Source organism: Mucilaginibacter sp. GW822-FHT03E02 (genome assembly GCF_058801545.1).
This window is the reverse complement of the sequence record NZ_JBXANJ010000001.1, coordinates 2057820-2079919: the sequence shown is the minus strand read 5'-3', so window position 1 is coordinate 2079919 and position 22100 is coordinate 2057820. Positions and strand designations below refer to the sequence as shown.

General features: G+C 41.6%; 24 protein-coding genes. 10 read left to right on the top strand and 14 right to left on the bottom strand.

The window, feature by feature from the left end; all coding sequences use genetic code 11:
- Nucleotides 1-122: 122 nt before the first annotated feature.
- Together AC1RM2_RS08845 and AC1RM2_RS08840 are read right to left on the bottom strand one after the other, a co-directional pair.
- The gene (locus AC1RM2_RS08845; RefSeq protein WP_492984664.1) at nt 123-2204 is read right to left on the bottom strand and encodes a cellulose biosynthesis cyclic di-GMP-binding regulatory protein BcsB; all 2082 of its coding nucleotides are present in this window, start codon (nt 2202-2204) and stop codon (nt 123-125) included.
- Between the two features lie 14 nt (nt 2205-2218).
- A complete protein-coding gene (locus tag AC1RM2_RS08840; RefSeq protein WP_492984663.1) occupies nt 2219-3565 on the bottom strand; it encodes a sensor histidine kinase in 1347 nt (448 codons plus the stop codon).
- Between the two features lie 135 nt (nt 3566-3700).
- On the opposite strand from AC1RM2_RS08840, the gene AC1RM2_RS08835 reads away from it, so the two are divergent.
- Both AC1RM2_RS08835 and AC1RM2_RS08830 read left to right on the top strand, forming a co-directional pair.
- Nucleotides 3701-4777: a glycoside hydrolase family 5 protein gene (locus AC1RM2_RS08835; RefSeq protein WP_492984661.1), complete on the top strand. Its 1077-nt coding sequence runs from the start codon at nt 3701-3703 to the stop codon at nt 4775-4777.
- Nucleotides 4778-4827: 50 nt separating this feature from the next.
- Nucleotides 4828-5808, top strand: coding sequence for an acyl-ACP desaturase (locus AC1RM2_RS08830; protein WP_477358846.1), 981 nt, complete (start codon nt 4828-4830; stop codon nt 5806-5808).
- Between the two features lie 111 nt (nt 5809-5919).
- On the opposite strand, the gene AC1RM2_RS08825 is transcribed toward AC1RM2_RS08830, so the two are convergent.
- Together AC1RM2_RS08825 and AC1RM2_RS08820 are read right to left on the bottom strand one after the other, a co-directional pair.
- Nucleotides 5920-7545 (bottom strand): mechanosensitive ion channel family protein, encoded by a 1626-nt coding sequence (locus tag AC1RM2_RS08825; protein WP_492984660.1) that lies wholly within the window; start codon nt 7543-7545, stop codon nt 5920-5922.
- A 46-nt stretch (nt 7546-7591) separates the two neighbouring features.
- Nucleotides 7592-7918, bottom strand: coding sequence for a hypothetical protein (locus tag AC1RM2_RS08820; RefSeq protein ID WP_492984658.1), 327 nt, complete (start codon nt 7916-7918; stop codon nt 7592-7594).
- A 195-nt stretch (nt 7919-8113) separates the two neighbouring features.
- Here AC1RM2_RS08820 and AC1RM2_RS08815 point away from each other — a divergent pair, with 195 nt between their 5' ends.
- Nucleotides 8114-9133: an aldo/keto reductase gene (locus AC1RM2_RS08815; RefSeq protein ID WP_492984656.1), complete on the top strand. Its 1020-nt coding sequence runs from the start codon at nt 8114-8116 to the stop codon at nt 9131-9133.
- 404 nt (nt 9134-9537) lie between these two features.
- Here the strand turns inward: AC1RM2_RS08815 and AC1RM2_RS08810 are convergent, their stop codons facing one another.
- From AC1RM2_RS08810 to AC1RM2_RS08795, 4 genes are all read right to left on the bottom strand, one after another.
- The gene (locus AC1RM2_RS08810; RefSeq protein ID WP_492984655.1) at nt 9538-9813 is read right to left on the bottom strand and encodes a hypothetical protein; all 276 of its coding nucleotides are present in this window, start codon (nt 9811-9813) and stop codon (nt 9538-9540) included.
- Nucleotides 9814-9932: 119 nt separating this feature from the next.
- Nucleotides 9933-10697: a DUF4846 domain-containing protein gene (locus AC1RM2_RS08805; protein ID WP_492984654.1), complete on the bottom strand. Its 765-nt coding sequence runs from the start codon at nt 10695-10697 to the stop codon at nt 9933-9935.
- Nucleotides 10694-11524, bottom strand: coding sequence for a M23 family metallopeptidase (locus AC1RM2_RS08800; protein ID WP_492984652.1), 831 nt, complete (start codon nt 11522-11524; stop codon nt 10694-10696). The genes AC1RM2_RS08805 and AC1RM2_RS08800 overlap by 4 nt, the downstream gene beginning before the upstream one ends.
- Before the next feature lie 181 nt (nt 11525-11705).
- Complete coding sequence (locus AC1RM2_RS08795; protein WP_492984651.1) at nt 11706-12272, bottom strand: pentapeptide repeat-containing protein; 567 nt, start codon at nt 12270-12272, stop codon at nt 11706-11708.
- A gap of 204 nt (nt 12273-12476) precedes the next feature.
- On the opposite strand from AC1RM2_RS08795, the gene AC1RM2_RS08790 reads away from it, so the two are divergent.
- The gene (locus AC1RM2_RS08790) at nt 12477-13088 is read left to right on the top strand and encodes an RDD family protein (protein WP_492984649.1); all 612 of its coding nucleotides are present in this window, start codon (nt 12477-12479) and stop codon (nt 13086-13088) included.
- A gap of 13 nt (nt 13089-13101) precedes the next feature.
- Here the strand turns inward: AC1RM2_RS08790 and AC1RM2_RS08785 are convergent, their stop codons facing one another.
- A complete protein-coding gene (locus AC1RM2_RS08785; RefSeq protein ID WP_439699011.1) occupies nt 13102-13317 on the bottom strand; it encodes a hypothetical protein in 216 nt (71 codons plus the stop codon).
- A gap of 37 nt (nt 13318-13354) precedes the next feature.
- On the opposite strand from AC1RM2_RS08785, the gene AC1RM2_RS08780 reads away from it, so the two are divergent.
- Together AC1RM2_RS08780 and AC1RM2_RS08775 are read left to right on the top strand one after the other, a co-directional pair.
- On the top strand, nt 13355-13543 hold the full coding sequence (locus AC1RM2_RS08780) for a DUF2683 family protein (protein WP_439699010.1): 189 nt from the start codon (nt 13355-13357) through the stop codon (nt 13541-13543).
- Complete coding sequence (locus AC1RM2_RS08775) at nt 13540-13797, top strand: Txe/YoeB family addiction module toxin (protein ID WP_439699009.1); 258 nt, start codon at nt 13540-13542, stop codon at nt 13795-13797. The genes AC1RM2_RS08780 and AC1RM2_RS08775 overlap by 4 nt, the downstream gene beginning before the upstream one ends.
- 9 nt (nt 13798-13806) lie before the next feature.
- On the opposite strand, the gene AC1RM2_RS08770 is transcribed toward AC1RM2_RS08775, so the two are convergent.
- The gene (locus AC1RM2_RS08770) at nt 13807-14637 is read right to left on the bottom strand and encodes a hypothetical protein (RefSeq protein ID WP_492984647.1); all 831 of its coding nucleotides are present in this window, start codon (nt 14635-14637) and stop codon (nt 13807-13809) included.
- Between the two features lie 143 nt (nt 14638-14780).
- Here AC1RM2_RS08770 and ispG point away from each other — a divergent pair, with 143 nt between their 5' ends.
- Nucleotides 14781-16856: a (E)-4-hydroxy-3-methylbut-2-enyl-diphosphate synthase gene (gene ispG, locus AC1RM2_RS08765; protein WP_492984645.1), complete on the top strand. Its 2076-nt coding sequence runs from the start codon at nt 14781-14783 to the stop codon at nt 16854-16856.
- A 9-nt stretch (nt 16857-16865) separates the two neighbouring features.
- Nucleotides 16866-17783, top strand: coding sequence for a helix-turn-helix domain-containing protein (locus AC1RM2_RS08760; protein ID WP_492984643.1), 918 nt, complete (start codon nt 16866-16868; stop codon nt 17781-17783).
- A gap of 567 nt (nt 17784-18350) precedes the next feature.
- Here the strand turns inward: AC1RM2_RS08760 and AC1RM2_RS08755 are convergent.
- Nucleotides 18351-18662, bottom strand: a complete 312-nt coding sequence (locus tag AC1RM2_RS08755; RefSeq protein ID WP_492984642.1) for a hypothetical protein — start codon at nt 18660-18662, stop codon at nt 18351-18353.
- A 240-nt stretch (nt 18663-18902) separates the two neighbouring features.
- Between AC1RM2_RS08755 and AC1RM2_RS08750 the strand changes: the two genes are divergently transcribed.
- Complete coding sequence (locus AC1RM2_RS08750; protein WP_492984641.1) at nt 18903-20036, top strand: sensor histidine kinase; 1134 nt, start codon at nt 18903-18905, stop codon at nt 20034-20036.
- Nucleotides 20011-20742 carry a LytR/AlgR family response regulator transcription factor gene (locus AC1RM2_RS08745; RefSeq protein WP_492984639.1) on the top strand — a complete coding sequence of 244 codons (732 nt, stop codon included), beginning with the start codon at nt 20011-20013 and terminating at the stop codon, nt 20740-20742. Before AC1RM2_RS08750 ends, AC1RM2_RS08745 begins: the two co-directional genes overlap by 26 nt.
- 5 nt (nt 20743-20747) lie before the next feature.
- Here the strand turns inward: AC1RM2_RS08745 and AC1RM2_RS08740 are convergent, their stop codons facing one another.
- From AC1RM2_RS08740 to AC1RM2_RS08730, 3 genes are all read right to left on the bottom strand, one after another.
- Complete coding sequence (locus AC1RM2_RS08740) at nt 20748-21149, bottom strand: VOC family protein (protein WP_492984637.1); 402 nt, start codon at nt 21147-21149, stop codon at nt 20748-20750.
- A gap of 53 nt (nt 21150-21202) precedes the next feature.
- Nucleotides 21203-21598 (bottom strand): energy transducer TonB, encoded by a 396-nt coding sequence (locus AC1RM2_RS08735; protein ID WP_492984636.1) that lies wholly within the window; start codon nt 21596-21598, stop codon nt 21203-21205.
- A gap of 139 nt (nt 21599-21737) precedes the next feature.
- Nucleotides 21738-22055 (bottom strand): hypothetical protein, encoded by a 318-nt coding sequence (locus AC1RM2_RS08730; protein WP_492984635.1) that lies wholly within the window; start codon nt 22053-22055, stop codon nt 21738-21740.
- Between the last annotated feature and the right edge of the window lie 45 nt (nt 22056-22100).

The window sequence follows — 22100 nt, the reverse complement described above, 5'->3', positions numbered from 1 at the left end:
TATAAATTACTTTATTAGTAGTAAGTATCAAGTAGTAAGTCGTGAGACGGCCTTCTGTCCGAACTTCCGGAAGTCAAAAATCTTGCTACTTGATACTTACTACTTGATACTAAATAAAAAGGTTAATCGTTAAACAGATCCTGTGATCTTTGAACTCTTGAACGAACGTACAGGAACGATAGCAATATTAATATAAGTATCCCCAACAAAATGTACAGGTTATAGCTGTCCCAGAAACGGGTTAACCCGCTTTTGGTATCAATATACTCCAGGTTTTCGCTCGATTTATTGATGTTGAACAAGTATTTGTTGGAGTTTACATCTGATATACATACGTTGCTTGACAGGGTAGAGAGCTGCTCCGTGATTGATTTTGATGCAGCCAGGAACGCATCGCCAATGTGGGTTCCGGTTGCGGTGAGTACCAGCGTGGCGTTGTTGCTGCGGCCGTAAAATATTTGCGCAAGCCCGTTTGATACGGTATCATTTAAGGAGTATACCGTTGTGTTATCATCGGTTTTATATAGCCTGAAATCTTTGTCAAACTTAATTGGGGCATCAGGAAACTCGCCCATTAATTTGTCGTTTTTTGATAACAGGGCGATGATATTATATTTTTTAAGATCGCCGGTAGGGATTTCGTCCGAATAAACAAACTCCGGGAAATTATTAGCGTTAATGTTGTTATTTAATTCATAAATAATCTCGCCTAAGGCCCCTGCTGCATATTTTGCATAGTCTTTGGTTATCACTATGCGCGTAGTACCGGTGTTAAAGGCTTCGGGATATTGGTAAAAGCTCAGGTCGCTGGTTACAAACGGGTTTTTTGATTCCAGGTATGATTTGTCTACATCCACCTCGGCAAAAAAGTTGGTAAAGCTATCCTTGCAATGGCCGCTGGTTGGGTAAAACCTGAACTCGGCCTCCAGCGTATTGTATTTGTGGTGCTGGTAACGGTTAATAGTAATGGCAGTGTTTAATTTACCGGTGCCGTCAAGCTTTTCGCTGTTAATAAGCAGGCCATTCAGGTATATGTTAAAGAAACCACGGTCGCCCGCGCTTAAAGCGCTGTAATTGGCCACAAAACGAATCTCCACTTCTTTTGGAGTAAAACTAAAATCGCTGTTTTTAAACGAGTATGCGCTTTTTAATGATCCGATGCCCGATAAAAAGTCGGCTACACCACCAATTTGTTTTAATGAAAGTTTTGAACGGTTTTCGTCGATAGTTTTAGAAAATGTATTTTGTGCTTTTTCAATCAGCAGGTAGTCGCCATAGGTCGAATTTAAAATATTCATGTTACCTAAGGCGGTAATCGCTTTTTCATAACCTGCATTATCGCCGCCGGTAACAAATAATATCTCTTTTGGCTGCATTTCCTGCGTTGCTGTTTTTACAGCAGTAAGCACGCCCTTAACATCAACCAAACGGGTATTGGTATCGGTAACCAAACTCATTGATTTATGCAGGTAAAATAAACCCTGGCCGTTTTGCGGGGTTACTTTTAGCAACTCGCGCGAATCGGCACTTAACGAGCCAACGGTACCAACTTTAATATAATTTCTGAGGGTATCAGGCACATGGGCTTCATCATAAACCATGATGTCTCTGGTTTGTGTCTTTTTTAATCTGGAGTAAGCCCATGCCACGGCTTTAAGATCGGGAAGCGTAGGGTTGGTAGGGTAAACGATAGCTTTTTTTGAATCGAAGCAATTGCTGATGTTTACATTATCAAAAAAGCCTTTGTTGTTACGTAGCAGAGATAAGTACGAGTAATTTTTAACTTTTAACCACATGCCGGGGTTATCCAGATCGCGGCACTCATCATCAGTGATGGTTAGCAGGGTTTTAACTTGTATCTTAAGGAACTTATCGTTGGATAAATCGGCCCTGGTTAAGGTAAGTGTTATTTTTTGGATGGAATCCTTAGTCATGCGGCCGCTATAGGCCGGCTTATTATTTATAACGACGTTAATATAAGAGTGATCTTTAAGCAAGGCCTGCGATGGTTCAAAAAATAAAACCACTTTACTGCCATTCATTTCGGTAAGTGGCGTTATTTTGAAATAAAATGAATTGGCACCGCTCATGCCATATATCATATCATCATCATGGCCCAGCGTTTTAAAAGTTACAAGGTGTTGAGCTTTTGACGCTGTACTAATAAGAAATACAAAGGCTAAGAGGGAAAGAAATTTATTCATCGGGTTGCAAATAATTAATTTATAACGTAAAATTCTACTCGGAAATAATTACCATTTTCATTACTACGGTATGTTAGGTCGCCGCCCATTTCCTGGGTCATTAACTTGGCTATTGAAAGGCCAAGCCCCAAGCGGCTTTCGGTAACTCCCGATGTATCATTTAATGTTTTTAGTTTGTTAAACATCATATCCAGCTCGCTTTGCCCAATGGCAATACCTTCGTCAATAATTTCAAACACAAAGCGTTGGCGCTGCAAACTGGTTACAATTTTTATGGTATTGTTGGTTTGCGAAAATTTGATAGCATTTGATAACAGGTTTTGGAATACCTGCCCGGCAAATACCTTATCAAGTTTTACGTTAAGCGGTAGTTTTAATATGTTATCAACCAAATGGATATTTTTCAGCTGGGCGGTTTCATACAAACCTTTAAAAATATGCATTACTTCAACATTGATATCAAAAATTTCGAGGTTGAATTTAATCTCGGGCGATTCGATCTCCTTAACATCCATCAGCTTGTTAAGCATATACTGCATTTTATCGGCCGATTCGGCTATATAGCCTACAAACTCTTTCTGATCGTTGCTTAAGCGGTAATCTTCCTCTTTGATCATGTTGTTGCTCATGGTGATAGATCCAATGAGGTTTTTTAAATCGTGCCCGGCTATATTGATAAAGCTGTTTTTTTGTTCGTCAAGTCTACGCAACTGCTCATACTGTAAATCAATAAGATTGTTTTTCTCGTTGATTGATGTATTTTGCTCCTTTAGCTGTTCGTTTGATTTCTCGATCAGTATCTGCGAACGCACATCACGTTGCATTATCTTATAGCGGGTGTTAGGCACTATACACGATATGGCCGATATGATAAAAAACAGCTGCCCGCCGCCGTTTATCACGATATCAAGGTTATATTCATGTTGCATGTTAAAAAACACGGCAAGAAACAATATGGCCAGCATAAACTGGATAATTGAATTAATGGGTTCCCAAAAAACCTGCAGGTTAAAAAACAGTACAAGGGTTGCAAAAAGTGAGTAATATATATTTAAGTTAGATACGCTTACAATATTACAAAGCAGCGCCGATGTTACCGACAGCAGCAACATGCTAACATGTAATAATATCCGGTAATTGTATTTTTTGTATTGGACATAGCTGTGTAAGGCATAAATTATAAGGCAGGTAATTATCCTTACAATAAAAAACTGTAACCAAACATCCGGCGCATATATAAAATCGACTATACTAAAAAGCGGGTAAAGAAATATAATCATCCAAACAATGTTGTTAGTTTGGAACCATGTTTTTTTTGATGTCTCTTTTATTAATTCTTCTTTTGTAATTTGAACAAACATTATTCGCTATCTTGAAAATATAAATTAAAAATGAACGCCTGAACTAATTAATGAATTGGTGATGGATATAATATGCTTATGAACAAAAATATATGTTTTAAGCTGCTTTTAAACTTTTTGTTAATATTATTATGCATGACAACAAGCTGCCCAGTTGCAAAAAGCAGTCCAAAATATATGCAGGTGCGGGCGCTTGCCTTCAGGCGGGCTGCAAGCCTTAATAATGGCATCAGTTTTTCATGGCTCGAGCAAACATGGAACAAAAATCCGCTAAACCAGGGCGCTATAAAAGATGCTGATTTTGTGTTGCTGAAAAAACTTGGTTTTAGGAGCATACGGCTCCCTATAGCTTTTACATACTTTGAAACGGCACACATACCAACCGGAGAAATATTGGAATACATTGATAAAGTGGTTAAGCAATGCCATAGGTACGGATTTAAATTGGTATTAGATTACCATGATGGCAATTTAAATGATGCAAACAGCAGTTCCGAAACCCTGAAAATTATCGATTTATGGGTGAAACTTGCTAAAAGGTATACGAATGTCAGTGCCGATGAATTGTTTTTTGAATTATATAACGAGCCGCCCCACATGAGCCCCGATGTGTGGAAAGATGTAGCCTACAACGTTGTAACTGCACTGCGTAAAGTTGATAAAACACGCACGCTTATTATTGGCGCCAGCAATTATAACAGCATATATGAATTAAGCCGTTTTGTAAGGCTTGCCGATGAAAATATTATATATACATTTCACTTTTACGAACCTTTCTTTTTTACCCACCAGGGGGCCAGCTGGGTAGGTAACCAGGTTGCCACAACCGGGGTATCATTTCCTTATAGTGCGGAAAATTTTCCAGCCCTTGATCCCAGGGCCAAAGGCACCGCTGGCGAAAGTAACCATGAAATGTACCGGCGCGATGGTAACGAACAGTCGGTAAATGATAAGCTGCAAATTGTGAAGACCTGGGGCGATAAATATGACGTGCCGATAATATGCGGCGAATATGGCGTATATAATAAATATACAGATTTGGATAGCCGGTGCAGGTATATTAAAGCCGTGAGGTTGGCATTAAAAAAGCGGGGTATTCCCGGGATGCTTTGGGACTATAATAGTTCGTTTTCGCTGTTTACCGGCAAACCCTCATTGGACAATTTACCTGCGTGTATGAAAGACGCAATAGGTTATAATGCCTTAAAATGATATAACTTTATTGTGGTTTAAATGTTACCTTTGAACACTAATAATTTGTTATGGAATTTTTTGTAGAAAAACGCAGGGAAGTAATGAGCCACATTGAAAAATTCATGCTCGAAAAGATGTATGATTTTTTAAAACCTGTTGATACGATATGGCAGCCCTCTGATTTTTTACCCGATTCTTCAAGAGATACCTTCTTTAACGAAATCAAGGAACTGCAGGAAAGTGCACAAGGATTGAGCTATGATCTTATTGCTGTATTAGTTGGTGATACAATTACCGAAGAAGCGTTGCCAACCTACGAATCATGGCTTACTATGGTTGATGGTGTTTCGAAGAATGAAGACGGTGGCTGGATGAAATGGACACGCCACTGGACTGCCGAAGAAAACCGCCACGGCGATTTGCTTAACAAGTACCTTTATTTATCGGGCCGGGTTAATATGCGCATGATGGAGGTATCTACCCAATACCTTATTGCCGACGGTTTTGATATAGGCACGGGTACCGATCCGTACCGCAACTTTATATATACCTCTTTCCAGGAGCTGGCAACAAACGTATCGCACAGGCGTGTGGCATCGCAGGCTAAAAAAGATGGCGATACTTTGTTATCAAAAATGTGTGGTGTAATTGCAGGCGATGAGGCCCGCCACGCCAAAGCCTACAAGTACTTTATCGAAAAAATATTTGAGGTTGACCCTAACGAAGCCATGATAGCCTTTGAGGATATGATGCGCAAAAAAATTGTAATGCCGGCCCACTTCCTGCGCGAAGTAGGTTTAAAAATAGGCCAAACTTTTGGCCACTTTACCGATGCCGCCCAGCGTTTAGGAATTTACACTGCGATTGATTATGTAGACATATTGAAAGAGCTGATTGAAGACTGGCATATTGAAAGTGTTACCGACCTTAATGAAAGCGGCGAAAAAGCCCGCGATTATATCATGAACCTGCCCACCCGTTTACTTCGTGTTGCCGACAGGATGAAAAACCCCATGCTGGAGTACAAGTTTAGCTGGATAAACGGATAGGGTTTTATACCGATAAGATTTTTGTAGAGACGCATTATGTGCGTCTTTTTTTGTTTGGGGATTAACTGAAATCTTCTACCTTCAGCAATACCCGATTTTCATTAAATGATCCTACTCCACCTTAAACCCGGGTTTAACATACCCGTCGGCCACATAGCCATCCGGAATCTGGATATGGTTACCATCCCGTAACGATGTATAATGCGGCGACATGATCTCGACACCGGCTTCGTTAAACTTATCCTGTATGTTTTGATGCAACCGCGAATAAACGCCGGCCATTTGGTTTGATAAAGCGGTATAAGCGTTAAGCTGGTAACTCACATTAAAATCGTTGAGTGCGGTTTGCAGTACAAAAGATTTTTTATCGGCCAGGATACCATCAGTAGCTTCGGCAGCAGCTATTAAAAGGTTGTGCACTGTTTGCCAGGGCACATCGTAACCAATGGTAACCGTGGTGTTCAATATCAGCCCCATGGTATTAGCCACGGTAGTATAGTTGGTGGTGTGGCCGCTTAATATGGTGGCGTTGGGTATAGTAATATCTTCGTTTTTGATGGTGCGCAGGCGCGTTACCAATAAGTTTTTTTCTACCACATCGCCCGTAACTTCGCCTACTTTTATGCGGTCGCCAATTTTATAGGGGCGCATATAGGTAAGTACAATGCCCGATACCATGTTGGATATGGCTGATGATGACCCTAACGAAAACAATATCCCCAGGAATACGGTAACCCCCTGGAAAATCTTTGAATCGGAGCCTGGCAAATAAGGGAATATCACCACAAACATAAATGCGAAAAGTAACACTCTGATGATGTTATAGGTGGGCATGGCCCACTCGGCATAAAAACCTTTGATAGTAAAATTGCCCAGGGCTATTTCGTTGGCTATAAATTTTACCAGCTTAACAATGTAACGGGTTACCAGGTAAATAACGGCAATGGTAAGCAGGTTGGGGATATAATGTACAATAGCAAGCAATATGCTTTTAAAAGGCGTAACCACATAGCCAAGCAACTGTACCGAAATGGGTTTCGACGAAGGGAAAATATAAAACAATACCGGGAGTGCAAGGTACACCAGCAAAATAATAACTATGATACGCGCTATGCGCAGCAAGCCGGTAACAACGGGCAGTAGCCGGTGAGCGTAGACTACCGGGGCGCCAGTTGACGCCAGTTTATCCATCCGGGTTTCCCAAGCCTTTAATAGTTTTAGCTTTAACCAGCGCGAGGCTTTAAACAGTGCCCATATGAGTGCTAATAACAGTACAATAACGGCTATGGCTTCTAAAATATTAACTATAACTTGTTGGGTGCCATTATTGGTAAAGTAGTTGCCCAGTTTTTGTTTAAGGACGAGTAAATAGCTGGCGGCAAGTTGCGCGCGGTTAAGCTCTGTAAAAGTTGCATCCTGGTTATTTACGGCCATCACAATTTGCGAGTTGTAATAAATAACCGATAATGTACTGTCGTTTTTTAACGTAAGCGAATCTGGGTTAAAATCCATCCGCGCTACAAGGGCCTCTATTCGTTTGGTAACTATGGCCGCACGTTCCCGCACGTCAAACAAGCCCTGCCCTGCATAAAATTTAAACAGTGTATCGCGCTTAATGATAACCGGCTCGCCCTGCAAAGGAGTAGGGGCCGGGCCTTTGGCTTTAACAGGCGCTTGGGCGTTCAGGTTGACCGATGCTAATAAAAAACAGATCAACAGGTACCAAATATTACGCATAGGTAGTTTTTCTGTTAAAGCTAAAAATTATATTTCAAATTTTCGCTTAGCCTTCCTGCACAAGGTCGGTGCCGTACTTGCCAGCCACATCGGCAAACAAGTCGTTCAGGATAGATTCTACCGTGAGCGAGTTTACATCATCCACATAATGCTCGTTACGGGTAATATGCAGTTCGTGATCAACTATTTCCAGCTTAAACAAAACCCCTTCGTATAAATCGGGCTGACTTATTTCAATAACATCATTATGCCCGCTGATGGTGAAGTTAATAGCACTTTGCCTGCGTTCATGAAAAAGCTGGTTGAGCTTATGCTGCAATATGTTAAATAACTCGTGAATATGAATTGGGGTATGGAGTGTTATAATTTTCATGGTAATACATTTGTATTGTTTAATATTACAAAGCACCTTTGTTATTGTTTGAGCCCCACCCAAACCCTCCCCGGTAGGGAGGGCTTAAAAAAGCGATGGTAAGAACAAAATTATGCTCAAAAAAAATTTAATATAGAACTGAAATAAATAAAAAATAAAGTCTCCCCTACCGGGGAAGATTTAGAGGGGGCTCCTATGAACTACAAATTACTTGGCCGCTCGGGCCTTAAAGTTTCTGAATTGTGCCTGGGCACTATGGGTTTTGGTACCGAAGGTGGCTGGGGTGCCGATGCGGCGACCAGTTTTGCCATAATGGATGCCTACGCTAACGCAGGGGGCAATTTCCTGGATACAGCCAATGTTTATAAGCTGGGCACCAGCGAAAAGATCATAGGCGATTATATGAGCAATCACGACCGGGATTATTTTGTGCTGGCAACAAAGTATACCCTAAAAGATAACGTAACCAATCCGAACGCATCGGGCAACAACCGTAAAAACATGATGCGTAGTGTAGAGGAAAGCCTGAAGCGCCTTAAAACTGATTTTATTGATGTTTTATACCTGCATATATGGGATAATATTACCCCCATTGACGAGGTGCTGCGCGCCATGGACGACCTGATAAAACAAGGTAAAATTACCTATGCCGCTATAAGCGATACGCCCGCATGGGTGGTAGCCAAAGGCAATACCCTGGCCGAACTGATGGGCTGGAGCCAGTTTATAGCCTTACAGGTTGAGTACAGCCTGCTTGCCCGCACAGCCGAGCGCGAACTGATACCGATGGCCAAACATTTTGGGATGACAGTTACACCCTGGGCCCCGCTTGCCGGAGGTGCGCTTACCGGTAAATATTTAAAAGGCGATAAAGGCCGCATAAAACCCGAAAGCAACCGGCTGAATGCCCTCGCCGAAAAGATTACAAAAGTAGTGATGGAAGTTGCCGCCGAACTGGGCGTATCCGAAAGTCACGTTGCCCTTAACTGGACCCGTCAGCAATATTTTTCGTGCATCCCTATTGTGGGCGCCACCAAGGTAGATCAGTTGCTTGATAATTTAAAAACCGTTGATGTAGCTTTAAACGTCGATCAGATGAAACGCCTGAGTGATGCCAGTGCCATTGAACTTGGTTTTCCCGGCGACTTTTTTAACGAGGAAGCAGTTAAAAATAACAGCTTTGGCGGGTTTTATGACAGGGTGGAGAAAAGGTAGCTCCGAAATTTATTGCTAAACTGAAATACCTGATACCCCTCCAATACTGAGCTGTAAAATCCAGGAACTATGTAGTTGGAGATAATGTTCAAAATAAAAGACTGTCATCCTGAGGTACGAAGGATCTATTCGCGAACTTTTCTATCGGTAATGCACAACTGATAGATCCTTCGTACCTACCCATGACATGTTGGAAATAGCCCCTTTGTCATTCTGAACGAAGTGAAGAATCTGTTAACCGACATGCATCGCCGACGGAAAAGTTCGCGAATAGATCCTTCACTACGTTCAGGATGACAGTTCTCTTATTGTATGTCATTTCCCCTTCAGAGTTTCGCGAAATTTTACCACTCAGGATGACAGTTTTTGCAAATTATCTTACCTGTTATGATTGCAATGGTTTACTATTCAATAGTTTCGTTATCATTTGTATGCGTTTCGTGATGTGCATGGTGCTCACGGCGGGCGCTGATATTTTCGTCCTGCTCAATAATTTGTTGCCTGGTGCGTTTCCGGTCGAAGTAACGCCTTAGGCGACTGAAAATATGTTGTGCTTTTTTAATAAAGCGCGAATCCCAGTGATCGAATTTCCCCATTAATGCCATAGTGCCAAATATGATGAAACCACCGATAACTACGATAACAAATACGTGCAGGCCGTTTATAAAAAACTCTCTCATGATCATTATTGGTTAACTATACATTCAATAGCAATACACATGCCCCATTTTGCAAATCCTATTACCTTAATGGCAATTGTAAATGTACAACCAGGATATGAACTAATAAATGACCATGATCACTCAAAGCGTTTTAAGTACGCAGGGCTCACCAATTCGCCATAAAGGATATAGGCAGGTTCATCAAGGCTGAACCAGGGGTTTTCCTGGTATTGGAGCAGTTGGATGCTTTGTGCAGGCATATAGCTTTGCGCCAGCAGGAATTTTTTATGATGGGCCGCATCCTCTACCACATCCATCACTATAAAACAATGTCCCGGCGAACCGCCTTTAATAAACACATCGCCGGTTTTTAAGGTTGATGGATTGCTTACGGTTTTCAATTCCTTTTGCAGCGATAGGGTGCCGGCGTAACTAAATACCAGGGTCATGTACCGCATAAAGTTATCGTAGCCATAATCTTTTTTGGCTTTTAGTATCCAACGGTCATTACTGTAGCGGTACCCATTGGCATAATGCACAAAATCGCAATGGAAACCGCTGATAAAGTTGAAGGAGATTTCATTGTACTTTTTTTGGCTGTACAGGTACTCGCCACGCAGCCGCATCACAGCATCGGCACATTGTTGCAGGTCGTACTTGCCAACGCTCAAATCAACTATGCCCGCAGTATAAGCCTCGGTGCGGGCCACCTTACCCTGGTAGGTGAGGCATTGCGATCCATTAGGTTTCAGCGGAACAGCCTGTAGCCAGGCACTAAAACTACCGGGCGCTACGGCACTTTGTTTATAACCTGTGGGCGGTTTAAAACGGGTGATAACATTGTCGGTTTTTACAGGATTGTTCATTACCCCCAGTATCATGAACATTAAAATCACTTTCATAATGTTTTAGCTTTTTTTAATTGCTGATAGGGGTTAAAGGGCACGGGGATATCATCAACCAGCCGGAACGCCGAAAAATGCAAATGTGTGGGCGAACGTTTTTTATAAGCATTGTAGCCGGTGCGGCCAACCTCGGCTATTTTTTGGCCTGACCTAACTTCGTCACCGGGTTTTACAAAAATGGCGTTGTTGTGAGCGTAGTAGGTAAAGTAGCCAGATTTAGATCGACCTGTCAATTTGAATTTATCACTATTTAGATAAGTATGATAGTGATAAATCCAAATGTATTTGCCACCTCGGAGGTTACTATTATTATCCCATTTGTCACTGCATGCTATTACGATACCGTAGTCGACAGCGAGTACATCAACAGGGTTTTTATTACGATCATCTAAACAATCCTGGTTTTTATCATTGATAAATATATCATGGGCCGGATGGGCTCCGTGTTTGTTACCATCAAGGTAACGGTAGCCGTTGTCTGAATAGCCATCTCCATTACCTCCAACTGCCCGGTAGTTGTATCCCTTTAGCGGGAAAGTCCAAACATAGTCAATATCGTCCCTAAAAGATATATGCCATCGGTATAGACCATGGAGGAGAGTTCTAAAAGCTTTTTGTGCAGAGTCTTTCTTGATGTTTGATGCTAAAACAGAAGTGTTAAACTTGTTGAAAGTTAGATAGACTGAGATATCATTTTTTTGGAAGGAAAATGTGCTGTTCAGGTAATAAAATGGATCAATAGTTTTATCGCGCTCCGCTTTTGCATCCCAATAATCACGTGTTTTAATTTTGTTCCAGCTTCCCGGATTCGGGGCTAATGCCATAGCATGTGTTGAATCTGGATTCAGCAACCAATGATAACGTGAAATAATATTTTCTAAGTTAATGGTGTCGCGTATTTGTCCTTTTACCAAAGAAGAGGAAAATACTAATCCAACAAACACTACAATTTTTCGCATAAGGTCTATCCTGAAGAATACATATAACTAAATATCTGCCAGGATATTATCCCTCAATTTTAATATCGTATTTGGCCAGCAGGCCGGGCAGGCCGTGGAGCGAGAACATGGCTTTTTTAATCATATTATCATCAGGGTCGATGGTGTAATTGTAGGAGCTGCGCAGGTCGGCTCCTTTGAGTATCGTGCGGCTGAAAAAAGCCCGGTTAAGGTTGCAATTGATGAATTTAGCCTCGGTTAAATCTGCTTCGGTGAGGTCAGTCTCCGTCATGGAGCAATCAGTAAACCGGCCTTTTTTGTTTTTCTTTTTGTAGAAGATGGCGTTATCTAAAATGCAGTTCTCAAAGTACACCTCGAACAGAAAGTCGCGGGCTTTGCCAAAGTTTAGTCCGCTCAGTTTGCAATCTTTAAACCGGATATTCTGGAAGCCGGTATCGGTGGCATCGGCCAGCGCCAGGTTGCAGCCATCAAATACACAGTCGATAAAAACCAAACCGTACAGGTTGGCATGCGACAGATCGCAGCTGATGAATTTACAGTTTTCGTAGGTATGGTTGCGCCCGGTAAGTTGGGTGGCAGGGGTTTTGGTAAATGTTTCGTCCTCGTAATGCATGGTAGAATAGTATCAAGTCGCAAGTATCAAGTATCAAGATTTTTTTGGATAGTTGAACGCGAAAGGTTAAATAAATGACAAAGTACTGGATGGAAGAATTTGAATCAAACGGCAATACTTTTTAAAAATCTTGATACTCACTACTTGATATTAAAACTGTAACTTTTCACGCCAAAAGTATTCTTAACAGAAAAGCTCCTGCACATGCATCCAAACTACATTTTAGTGATCAATGGTAAGCCCGAAGGGCCTTTCAGTATTGATGAACTAAAAGCCAGAAAAATAAAACCTGCCGACTTTGTAAAAACGCCCGAAATGCCCGATTACAAGGAAGCCCAGGAAATTGCCGAACTGCGGGAACTTTTCGGCTTTGCCAAACCCGCCCTGCTTATGCAGTATTTCGGCAGTTTCGACCAGCGATTGCTGGCTTCGTTTTTAGATTGGTTTATCGTTTTCGGCGCATTTGTGGTGGTTATTTTTGTGGTGGTATTATTGGTATTGCAGGATAAAGAAACGCGCATGACAGCCAGCTTTGGCTTATTGGCTTGCATACCATTTGTCAAGATCATTTACCATATGGTGATGGAAAGTTCGGCCAAACAGGCCACCTATGGCAAACAGATGCTCAAAATAAAAGTGGTTGACATGAATGGCGAGCGTATTAAGTTTGGTAAAGCCATAGCCCGTAACCTGTGCAAAATATTTTCTGTACTTACGTTTTTTATAGGCTACCTGTTGGCGTTTTTTAACAAGAAGCAGCAATGTTTACATGATATGATGGCCGGTACGCTGGTAATTAAGGAGAGGTTGTTTTAGGGGGGATAGTTAATCAGGCTTTTAGAAATTTGGCTTTGATGGTTTCGAAAGAAACATATTTGGTTGTATCATTTTTCTCCTCAGCCAGCATTTTATCTATCATACCTTTGTACCCTTCGGTTACTTCGGGTGTTAAATGACGCTTATGCAATAAATCCTCATATTCACTTATTGGAATAATTACAGCAGTTTTTTCGCCTTTGTCATTAGTTATAAATTGGGGCTTCATTCATCAAATTTAATCAATTAAATGCTTAAATTTGAATATGGAAACGCTAATCGTACACCCGCAAAATAAAGAACAACTGGATGCTTTAAAAGCTTTTATGAAAGCGCTTAAAATTTCATTTGAGGCCGAAAAACCTTATGATCCTGAATTTGTAGCAAAAATTCAAGAAAGCAGGAGACAGGTAAAACGTGGTGAAACGAGAGTTGTAAATATTGACAACCTGTGATTGTAGAATTTACCCGGCAAGCTGATGAAGATTTGGTATACTTCAAAAAGAGCGGAAATAAGCAGGCAATTAAAAAAATAAAGGAATTACTTGAAGCTATAACCAATGATCCTTATCGTGGTATAGGTCAACCCGAGCAATTAAAACATGGATTGTCTGGAGCTTGGTCCCGAAGGATCAATCAGGAACATAGATTAGTTTATGAAATAGAGGGCGATATTGTTTACATTCTATCTTTAAAGGGACACTATTAAAAGAATTAACTATCTTGCCCTCACCAATCTATACTTCAATTTATCCAAAACCAACAATGTCGAATCAGCATTTGGCCGGGTATCATAAATCTTTAAGGTGTCGGCGTCAATTTCAAAAGAATATGATATATAGTGTTTAGTAAAACCGTCAAATGCTATTTCGTCAAGATTATCCATCACATCAGAATTCAGATCGATATTTATATGGTAGGTTTTAAAGTCAAAAAAACCTTTCACCTTTTCATACGGATCAAAATTGATTTTTGAAACAACTCCCAGGCTATCTGTCATAACATAGTCGCCTGCGATGAGCGCTTTATTTACCAGATAGTATGTGCCTTCACCCAACTCGGTTGGTTTGTCTGATAAAGCTTTTATATATTGGGTTGCGATAGTCTTTTTGCTTTTTTCGTCGGGGTGATAATATGTTAAAATGGGTTCTCCGTTTATTGATGACAAACTTAATTCGCCTGCTCCAAAAATGAGCGCCATGGGGCGTGTCCCTTTTTTGAATTTCAGAATTAACTCACTGCCATCGTGGTTTCCCCATCCAGCAAGTACTTTTAGGCTATCTCCCTTTATCAGTTCAGTATTAATTACAAAAGTTGTTAAATCCGCCTCATCCGCCGCCGCTAAAGGCGATTTTGTTTTAGCTATCTTATCAATATATGCCTTTTTAACCCAGGTGCCTTTTATGGCGGGTACAAATATTTTGATAAGTTCTGGCGATGGGTATGCAGTTTTAGCGATTATTAATGAATCTTTTACTCCCCGTTTTGTATTGCTTTTACAGGAAGCCATTAACGCTGACAGTAAGATTAAAACAAGTATATTTTTCATTGTGATAATTAAAGGCTATTTGCCCCTAAAATATAAATTTTATCCTCACCATAACTTAACTGCCCATTAATTTATCATTTACATCCAAACAACTTATTCCCCAACATAATCGTTAAATTTGCAGCTTATTAATTATCCGCTGCATGAATACTGATGCTGTTAAATTGCTGCAAGGCCGTTATTGTAATTCGTTAACCCAATATTCGCGTTTTGTTACCCGCGAGGTAAATATTGGCGATGTGCCCATGGGCGGCAATAACCCCATTCGCATACAAAGCATGACCACTACCGATACCATGGATACCATGGGTACCGTTGAGCAATCTATCCGTATGGTTGATGCGGGCTGCGAGTACGTGCGCATTACCGCGCCCAGCATTAAAGAGGCCAAAAACCTGGCCGAGATAAAAAAACAGCTTCGCGCCCGTGGTTACAATGTACCCTTGGTGGCCGATATCCACTTTACACCAAACGCCGCAGAAGTGGCCGCCCGTATTGTCGAAAAAGTACGCGTTAACCCAGGCAACTATGCCGATAAAAAGAAATTCGACCAGATTGATTATACCGACCTGGAGTACCAGGGCGAATTGGAACGCATTTACCAAAAGTTTGCGCCCCTGGTAAACATCTGCAAAGAGTATGGCACCGCTATGCGCATTGGTACCAACCACGGTAGCTTAAGCGACAGGATTATGAGCCGTTATGGCGATACCCCGCAGGGCATGGTGGAATCGGCCATGGAGTTTATGCGCATGTGCGAAACGCTGAATTATTATAATTTGGTAATCAGCATGAAATCAAGCAATCCGCAGGTAATGGTGCAAGCCTACCGCCTGCTGGTAGAAACCATGGTTGCCGAAGGCATGAACTATCCCCTGCACCTCGGCGTAACCGAAGCCGGCGACGGCGAGGATGGCCGCATAAAATCAGCCGTAGGCATAGGCACCCTATTGGAAGACGGCCTCGGTGACACCGTCCGCGTATCATTAACCGAAGAACCGGAGGCAGAAGCACCGGTGGCTATTGAGTTGGTGAAGCGATACTCTTTAAGGGAGAAGGAGGTTAAAGGCGAAAGGTTAAAGGCAAAAGGCAATGAGATTATTACCGATAAGAACCTTTCACCTTTCACCTTTCACCTTTCGCCTCAAACGCATAATCCCTACGAATACGAAAAACGCCACACCTACGAGGCTAATGCTTTCATTGGCGGGCATATGGTGCCAAGGGTGGTTATCGATCTGAGTAAAAAGAACCTGAAAGATCCTGGTATTATGGCGGATGCGGGGTATATCTACTCGCCCTTGCTGGATAAATATAACATGGCCGAGCAGTCGGTTGATTTTGTTTACCTGGCTGATGAGTTACCGTCGTTTAACCTACCCGGTAACTTAAAGCAGTTGTATAACTACCAAACCTGGTTAAAACTGGCCGATAAAACCCTTTGTCATCCATTATTTACACTGAAAGAATATATCGGGGCCACCAACAAAACGTCAGTGTTAAACCTGGTGACGCTGTTTCCGGAAGATATCGATTCGGAAGAGTTTGGCTCATTACCGTTTGACAATTCGCTGGTATTTGTTTTAGAAACCAATGCGCTGCATGGTATGGCCGATCAACGCGGCTTCTTTTTCAAAATGGAAGAACTGGGTTTGGAAGTGCCGGTTATAGTAAAAAGGAGTTATGTATTTGAGTCCGAAAGTCCGGAAGTCGGAAAGTCCGAAAGTGAAGCTGATCTCAGATCTCAAATCTCAAATCTCACATCTAAACTGCAGCTCTACGCCGCCACCGACCTTGGCGCTTTGTTAGTTGATGGCTTTGGTGACGGTATCTGGATTGAGGCACCTGAGGTTGATACCAAAGTGATCACTTCTACCGCCTTTGGTGTTTTGCAGGCTACGCGTTCACGTATTTCCAAAACAGAATATATCAGTTGCCCAAGCTGCGGGCGTACCTTGTTTGATTTGATGATTACTACGCAGATGATCCGCAGCCGCACAAGTCACCTTAAAGGCTTGAAGATTGGTATTATGGGCTGCATCGTAAATGGTCCCGGCGAAATGGCGGATGCTGATTATGGCTACGTTGGTTCGGGCACAGATAAAATCACCCTTTACCGAGGTAAAGAAGCCGTAAAGAAAAACATCAGCGCGGCAAACGCTTTAGATGAACTTATAGGCATCATTAAAGACGACGGTAACTGGGTTGAGCAGGAATAAACCTAATTTATGAGCGATAAGATCACTATTTTAGATATCTCATCAACGCTAAAAAAGCACCTGGCATCGGCAGGTGATCATGCGCCCGATTTTGGAATTATTAACGACGGCTGGAACCAGGACGATTTTGCAGTGCTCAATAATCAATCGGGGCTTACACATGGCCTGCCTGTTAAAACAGATTATTACTCGGTGATTTTATGTTTAAGGGGCAGCTGTAAAAAAACAATCGGTCATTTTGTGTTCGAGGTATATACCAATTCTATCCACCTGGTATCGCCCCAGTTTATAACATCTTTTGAAGATGCCTCGCCCGATTTGTTATTGTACGAGGTGTTGTTTAAAAAGGAATTCCTGACCAATAACCTGCTTAAAGAAAACATACTGGATAACCTGTTGGAGGTAAACCCCGATTATCCGCCAATTTACGGACTGTCGCAAAAAAGTTGCGCCTCGTTAAAGGCGCTTTATGAAAAAATAAGCGACGAAAGCAGGGAGAAAGGCGCTTTCCATTTACCCATACTGCGATTGCTGTTAACGGATTTGCTTTACGAAATGAACCGGGCTTGCGAAAACTGCCTGCTGCATTCTACCCGCCACCTCAGCAAGCAATATCAACTGGTTTATAAATTCAAAAAGCTGGTCGAGGATCAGTTCCTTACCCTTAAAACGGTGCAGGAATACGCCGATGCTTTGTTTATATCGGCAAAATATTTAACCGAAATTGTAAAAGCTGAGACAGGCCAAAACGCCTTACATGTTATCCATAACCGGATGTACCTGGAGGCGCAATACCTGCTATCTTCATCGGGTTTGAGTATCAAAGAAATTGCCGAGCGGCTGAACTTTGATAACAGTTCGCATTTCAGCCGTTTTTTCAAACGCTTTGCCGGCAATAATCCTTCGGAGTTTAAGCAGCTTCAATAAAATTCTCCCCAATTTATCTTGCCGAAATCACCGTTATGACTATCGGCTGACGGTAATAACCGGCCTCAGGAAAAATTGGTTGTTAAAACCGATTTATTGAGATTGATGCACCCTGCTAAGCGCAGTACCTTTGACATGTCAATCAAACAATACGGTCATGAAAAAGCAAAACATCGAACTTATAAAAAGCAGGTTACTGCAATTGTACTTTGGTACCTACCAGATACTAACCATCATTTACAGGTAATTGTAAAGCTTAAAGCAGAATGCTCAAGGCTGAAAGCCGATATCCTTTTGGGACAGCGGATTATATATTAAGGCATCAGATAATTAAGAACTATAGGTAACAAACACTACAAAAACAAGCAGCCGTTTAAAGGCTTCACTATATATTGGTACATAAAAAAAGGGCAGACTTATAACAAGTTTGCCTTTTTTGTTTTTAATTAATGACATCGGCAAAAATAAACAGGTTCGCCTCGCGCTCCCCTGAGTATAATTAAAAAGCATCTTTATATAATTTTTGATTTAGGGCAAATCAGTACCCCTCATTTCTGTTTTGCGCGTTTATCTTTTTTTTACTTTAAAAGATGCTGCAAGCATGTTACTGTCGTTTACTGGTTTGCCGGTTGTCATTAAAAGGTCCATCATGTTGTTGAGCTTTTGCTGCACCTTTTTGTTACTCACATTTATGCGGGCTTTAATGGTTTCGCTGTAAATAAGGTGTTTATCATTATCATAAAACCTTACCGTTTGGATGTCCGGGTTGTTCAGGTTGCTTTCTACAACCCAGGTAGCGGTGTTACTGGTTTTTGTTTGGGCTATACTGCCTGCAGCCGCCATACAAATAATGGCAAATGTTAATATGGTCTTTTTCATGTCGGTTATTTTTTAAATCCGGTAACTAAATTATAGGCCGGGTAACACTTTATAAACTAACAGCGTCATATAGCAGGATACCGGATACAAACAGCCTTGTGGTATGCATAAACTGCATTAATGTGCAAAAACATGCCGGATAAACCTGTTGAAATGCGTTTTGTCGACGCTGGCGTGTCATCCGTCGACGGACCGACTAAATGGTTCATTCTTTTAACTGACTATAAGTAATTTAGCTATATGAAACAGCTTGCTGATTTAGATGTTGCCCAATTTAAAATGCCAAGGCCTGTGCAGCACATATTGTTTTGGCTAATCGTGAGCTTTATCATAACAATGATGTATTCGGTACCAACCAATTTCATGGTATCGCTACGTAACAATTTTATTTTTATGCCTATCCAGATAGCCTACTATTATGCTATAGCCGGCTGGCTTATCCCTAAATACCTGTTCCCAGGCAAGTACTTGAAGTTTTGTTTCCTGGCATTGGGGGTGTTTGTATTGTCGGTTGTTGTTACCCGCATAGTTGGTATTTTGTTTGTAACGCCCTATACCATTCGCATGATGCACCTTACTGAAGGCGACTATTTTGAAGCTTCGCGGCGGCCATTTTTAGTGAAGCTGTTCGATTTACAAAACATGATCAATGCGTTAAAAGGAACCAACCTGGTAATAGGCTTTGTTTTGGCCATTAAGTTGTTTAAAAGGTGGTATCAGCGTAAACAGGCCACTTTACAGGCCGAGCTAAATGCACTGAAAGCGCAGGTACACCCTCACTTTTTATTTAATACGCTAAATAATCTTTACGCTTTAAGTTTAAACCAATCTGCAAAATCGCCGCAGCTAATCCTTAATCTGAGCAATATTTTACGTTACATGCTATATGAATGCAATACCGGCGAGGTGTTGTTAAACCAGGAGATTACAATGCTGCAGCAGTTTATAAGCCTTGAAAAGCTGCGTTATGAAGACAGGCTGGATATCAATTTTAATATCTATGGCGATACCGACGGTAAGCTGATAGCTCCATTGCTGATGTTGCCGCTTGTTGAAAATGCGTTTAAACATGGTGCCGGCGAGCAAATGGGCGATGCGTGGATTAATATCAATTTATATGTTATGCGCGATGAGCTTAAACTCAAAATATCAAACAGTAAAGTAGCCCGCGCAAACAAGGGCGCCGGTAAAACCGGGAATATTGGACTGCAAAACCTTAAGAAACGGCTTGAACTGATATACCCCACCACCCACGGCCTTAAAATAATGGATGACCATGACACTTTTCTGGCGGTGCTCGATCTCAGGCTTAATTTTGCACCTCAAACCCCATCTAAAATAACCACCCATGAAATTGCGTATACTCATAGTTGACGACGAGCCTTATGCCATTGAGGTTATGGAGAATTACCTGCGAAACTTTGATGATATGGAGATTGTGGGTAAATGTAGTAACGCCATTCAGGCCTTTCAGGTATTGCAGCAAAAAACTGTTGATTTGATGTTTTTAGATATCCAGATGCCTGGAATAACGGGTATTGATTTTTTAAAGACCCTTAAAAATCCACCCAAAACTATTTTTACTACAGCCTACAGCCAGTATGCTCTTGATGGCTTTGAGTTAAATGTGGTTGATTATTTGGTTAAGCCCATTCCGCTTGACAGGTTTATGCGGGCTATTGATAAGGTTTACCAGCTTAATGGCAACAAAGCGAGCGCAGGCGACAACTATGAAAAAAACGTTGGCGATACCGAGGCATTCCTGTACCTGAAGGTTGAACGTAAAACCATTAAGATAAATGTAAATGATATTTTATGGGTAGAGAGCCTGCGCGATTATGTAAAAGTGATAACCACCGGTAATGCCTATATCAGCAAACAAAAAATAAGCCTGTTGGAAGGGATGTTGCCCGAAAATAAGTTTGTGCGTGCGCACCGGTCTTTTATTATAGCCATTACGCATATCAGTTCCTTTTACGCTTACAGTGTAGAAGTGAACGGGCACGAATTGCCCATTGGCCGTAACTATAAACAGGAAATGCAGAAGCGGTTAAAGGCCGAGAATTTTCATTTTAGATAAATCTCTCAAGCCTTTGTCCCGGGTATCGGGTTGTAGCACAGCTCCCACAAATTATCTTCCGGGTCGGTAAAAAAGCCGCTGTAGCCGCCCCAAAATGTTTGCGCGGGCATTTTTACAATATTGGTTTTTAATCTGGCCAATACCATGAAATTATCGTCGACTTCCTTGGCCGAATCAAGGTTGATGGTTAAATAATAACCCGCATGCTTTTTCCCATGCGGCGATATCCCGGTATAATCAGCAAATAGCTCTTCGGTGCACAATGTAAGCACAACTGTTTTCAACTTCAGCATTAAAACGCTTTCGTTTTCTGTCAGTATTTCCCATCCCAAAACATCCGTATAAAACAGCTTTAGTTGCCGCAAATTTTTGGCAGCGATGGTAACAGCGCTAAGTAATTGCTTCATAAATTAAAACAAAGCGGTTATGTTGGTTAAATCAAAATTTTTTGAAGCCGGATTTAACTAAAAATCACCGGCGTGGTATAGGCTATCCTGCGCACAACACCATTTTGAGAACCAGGCTTCCATTTTGGCGAAAGTGTCATGACACGTACTGCTTCTTTGTTTGCCTCGGCGCTGAGCCCTTTAACCACTTTAATGTGGTTTAGCTTTCCGGTTTTCTCCACCACAAAATAAACCAAAACTTTGCCCGATACCCCTTTCACAGGCCGTAATTTCGATTTGATAAACGCGGCAAGCTTTTCCTGTCCGCCCGGGAATTGCGGCAGAACTTCGCCCGGCTCAATTGTAACCGCGTAGGTTGTTATGGTATTTTTTCGCGAGTGGGCAAATGAGCGCTGTCCTACGGAACAAAAGGCTAAAATTGCAAGGATTGCTACAAGATTGAATTTCATATTTCCTGGTGTTAAAGTATATCTTCTATTTGTATTTTATCTGCAAAACTTTACCGCAATAATAAAATACTTACTTTGTTGCTGTGTAGTTAATAATTAAAAATGGATGTGTATGTTTTAACACGGTGATGGTTTTATGTTAATCCACAGCATTAAATTCTGCAAACATATTTCCGGCCTCGGCAAGGCTGCCTAAGTTTACATAATCACATACCCCGGCATACTCGGCCCATAACTGGTGTACAACGGGGTTGGCATGCGCCTGCCTGATGGCATCTGCCGAAAGCCACTCAAAAACTTCCACAACTGTGCCGTCAGCAGCTTCCATAATTATGGCTTCACGATTAGTAACCAGCCCTTCGGCCTTTAGGCGCGGTACATGCGTTTTGCTAAGTTCCTTTAAAGCCGCGGCTTTGCCGGGTTTGGGTTTGTAGGCTACAATAACTATGCGTCCCATGATACTAATCTTTAATTAATGCACAATAATACAAACTCGTTTTAA